At 51.0% G+C, this 3,080-nt stretch carries 6 protein-coding genes; 3 read left to right on the top strand and 3 right to left on the bottom strand.

The features are described 5' to 3' along the window. From IQ260_RS29305 to IQ260_RS29295, 3 genes are all read left to right on the top strand, one after another. On the top strand, nt 1-215 hold a 215-nt coding region (locus IQ260_RS29305), incomplete at its 5' end, for a hypothetical protein (protein WP_228016545.1). 86 nt (nt 216-301) lie between these two features. Continuing rightward, entirely contained in the window at nt 302-901 is a 600-nt protein-coding gene (locus IQ260_RS29300) for a thylakoid membrane photosystem I accumulation factor (RefSeq protein WP_193996589.1), read from the top strand. A gap of 71 nt (nt 902-972) precedes the next feature. Next, nucleotides 973-1,431, top strand: coding sequence for a TrmH family RNA methyltransferase (locus IQ260_RS29295; RefSeq protein ID WP_193996588.1), 459 nt, complete (start codon nt 973-975; stop codon nt 1,429-1,431). Between the two features lie 16 nt (nt 1,432-1,447). Here IQ260_RS29295 and minE read toward each other — a convergent pair whose 3' ends face one another. From minE to IQ260_RS29280, 3 genes are all read right to left on the bottom strand, one after another. Then, on the bottom strand, nt 1,448-1,837 hold the full coding sequence (minE, locus tag IQ260_RS29290; RefSeq protein ID WP_193996587.1) for a cell division topological specificity factor MinE: 390 nt from the start codon (nt 1,835-1,837) through the stop codon (nt 1,448-1,450). An 87-nt stretch (nt 1,838-1,924) separates the two neighbouring features. Then, on the bottom strand, nt 1,925-2,719 hold the full coding sequence (gene minD, locus IQ260_RS29285; RefSeq protein WP_193996586.1) for a septum site-determining protein MinD: 795 nt from the start codon (nt 2,717-2,719) through the stop codon (nt 1,925-1,927). A gap of 163 nt (nt 2,720-2,882) precedes the next feature. Further along, a partial coding sequence (locus IQ260_RS29280) for a septum site-determining protein MinC (protein WP_322745075.1) occupies nt 2,883-3,080 on the bottom strand: 198 nt, incomplete at its 5' end.

Genomic DNA, 3,080 nt, shown 5'->3' with positions numbered 1-3,080 from the left:
CTGCAGCACCCACCAACGTCACTTCCTTAAATTGCCTGAATGCTCGCCAGTATGAAGTGCGTGGCCAGATTGAGAATCAGCCTGTCGTGTACTTGCACACAACGATTGAGGGTGAAAGCTCCTATTACCAGGTAGTGGCTTGGACTACTGCCAAAGATTATGAGGCGGCTAAAGGAGAATTGCAGACGGTGGTCGGTAGTTTTCGCGGTACGTAATCTCGTTTTCTTATCACGACTGTAGGAGGGAATGTCCTTTCTGTGGCGTAATGGTAGTGATGCGATCGTGTGAGCCAGGATTTTTTATGGGCAATTTTTGGGTAAGGCAGCTGAAGAACGCTATGCAGTCAATGGGGCGCTGGTTAGTGGTTGGGGCTGCGATCGCTATCCTACTTATTCCTGCTGTCTGCTTTCCTGGTAAAGCGTTAGCCAGTCTTAACGACGACCGCTACGATGGCAATATTTTTGCCCTCTATGCTGGCAACGGAGCGATTGTGCCACCCCGTGTCAGTCTGGCTCAGTCCCTCAAGCAAGAAAAACCGACACTGCTGTTTTTCTATGTGGATGACAGTCGTGATTGCAAAGAATTTTCATTTGTGGTCTCTCAGCTGCAGGCTCCCTATGGCCGGGCGGCAAACTTTGTCCCGGTGATGGCCGATGCTATTCCTCCTAAGGAGTCTTTTTCCCCCAGCGAACCGGGCTATTACTTTAAGGGATCTGTACCCCAAACGTTGGTGCTAGATGCTAGTGGTAACGTTCGTTTTGATGAAACGGGGGCGGTTAATTATGAAGCGGTGGACGATGTGTTTCGAGAGGTTTTTGATCTCCTGCCCCGTGAGAAATCCCAAGAGCTGCGTCGTCGTCAGGTGAATGAATTGAATGTGGAGCTAGTGCCGAACGATTGAAGATGTATGCAGAGGCGTTCCATTTTTTTTGCATGTAGAGGCGTTCCACGGAACGCCTGAATGATTGAGTTGTGAATAGCCGTCCGTCCCTAACCGTTTGTGCCTCGCTGGTGGAGAAAACCACAAATCAGGCTGCCCTGTGTCGTACCTGTGAGGTCCTAGGCGTTACTCGGTTGGTGTTACCGAGGCCCAACGATGCCTGGGCGTTTCGTAAAGTTGCGGCATCGGCACAGCAGTGGCAAGGCATCGAATATTGTCCGCCCGAGCAGCTACGGCCATGGCTATCTCAGCAAGTGGGATATACGCGGGTGGCGCTGACGGTGCATGGACTATCCCAGTCTCTGGAAGACTATGGGTTCGCCGCGAAAACGCTGCTCATTTTGGGGCGTGAGCTGACGGGTATCCCTGCCGACATAGCGGCCCTGTGCGATGTGGCCCTGAAAATTCCACAATACGGTCGGGTAGAGTCGCTCAATGTCCAAACGGCGGCTGCGATCGCAATCTATGAATACAATCGCCAATGGCGATAGCTCCGGGCCCCATAGTTTATTCCAACGGAATATCTGCCGTCTCGGATGCCTCTTCGACCACTTGGTCTAACTCAATTGCTTCATCTTCGAGTTCGATTTTTGTTTGCTTGGTTTCCTCCACAGGACTATCGGGTTCTAATGGGTTAGTGCGTACCCGGCGAATCGGCAAATTGGCCATTAACGCTGTCATCCGCTGATCGGATTCGAGGGAAAATTCCAGCTTCTCAAAGTCGAGTTCGACATAGCGGGATACCACATCCAGAATTTCTTTGCGCAGCTTTTCCAAATTTTGAGGAGAAATATCAGAGCGGTCGTGGGCCAAAACAAACCGCAGGCGCTGCTTAGCCGTATCACTGCTCACCGGTTCACGGGAGCCAAAGAGTCGTTCGAGGAAGTCGCTAATCATGGTCGTTTCCGATAAGGCGGAGAGCATTCATAATTTTTTAATCAATAACGGTACAACGATCGCCGCCCATCGACCGTCTGGGTAAACCTAGTTAAATAACTGACGTAGTTTCTTAAAAAAGCTATCTTTTGGCACGCTCAAATCCATCAGTGGGACCTTTTCTCCCTGGAGTCGCCGGGCGATGTTGGAGACTGCCGTACCGGCATGGGTCAGTTCTTTACCCAGAATTAAAGGCTCACCGTTGTTAGTTGAGACAACTACTTGCTCATCATCGGGAATCACGCCCAGGAGCGGCACTGCCAAAATGTCCTGCACATCCTTGACTGACATCATTTGCTCAGCTTCCACCATAGAGGGTTTGAGTCGATTGATAATCAGTCGCATTGCCTTGATGTCATTGGCTTCTAACAGGCCAATGACGCGGTCAGCATCGCGGACAGCCGAAATTTCAGGTGTCGTTACGATAATGGCCTCGCGGGCGGCTGCGATCGCATTGCGAAATCCCATCTCAATTCCCGCCGGGCTGTCGATCAGGACAAAATTGTAGGCTTTGGTCAACGCCCGCACCAATTTCTTCATTTGCTCCGGGGTAATAGACTCCTTAGAGCGATTTTGAGCGGCGGGAAGCAGCGCCAAATTGGGCTGGCGTTTATCCTTAACCAGGGCCTGATCCAGCCGACATTCACCCGCCAAGACATCAAGGGCCGTATAGACGATGCGATTTTCCAGACCTAGCAGTAGGTCTAAGTTGCGTAACCCGAAGTCAGCATCAATGACTACGACGCGTTTACCTGCTTTGGCTAGGGCCATGCCTAGATTGGCGGTACAGGTAGTTTTCCCAACGCCTCCCTTGCCGGAGGTAATGACAATAATGCGGTTCATAGCCATGGATTCAATGGGAGATTGAGGACGATGTGCGTAGGGGGATAGGTCTTAAGTAGGGCAATAATCGCACGTTGTGGCAAATTTTATGGGAAAATCCTGGGCGATTTTTTTAGGATGGCTAATTTGTAAGGGGGATGCCCCCTGATATGGAGTCATTCTTTCAAGGAATATTGAGGTGAATCTGGGCAAATTCAGCTGCGATCGCAATGCGAATTCCATCCGTATTCACATAGGCCACTTCTGGCTGATACAATGCTGGCGGCTTTTCTGGCGCGCGGGCTACTTGATCGGCAATACGCAGCTGGGTAGGCTGCATGTGTAAAGCCATGATGCGACAGGCTGTATTTCCCCCAGAGCC

The organism is Leptolyngbya cf. ectocarpi LEGE 11479, assembly GCF_015207065.1.
Classification (GTDB): domain Bacteria; phylum Cyanobacteriota; class Cyanobacteriia; order Phormidesmidales; family Phormidesmidaceae; genus Leptothoe; species Leptothoe ectocarpi.
Note: the sequence above shows the minus strand (reverse complement) of the source record. Positions and strands in the feature narration are given on the sequence as shown.

Bases quoted from the DNA above. Each gene is read 5' to 3' on its own strand.
- IQ260_RS29300 (WP_193996589.1), top strand. From the start codon at position 302: ATGGGCAATTTTTGGGTAAGGCAGCTGAAGAACGCTATGCAGTCAATG.
- minE (WP_193996587.1), bottom strand. From the start codon at position 1,837: ATGATTAGCGACTTCCTCGAACGACTCTTTGGCTCCCGTGAACCGGTG.
- minD (WP_193996586.1), bottom strand. From the start codon at position 2,719: ATGAACCGCATTATTGTCATTACCTCCGGCAAGGGAGGCGTTGGGAAA.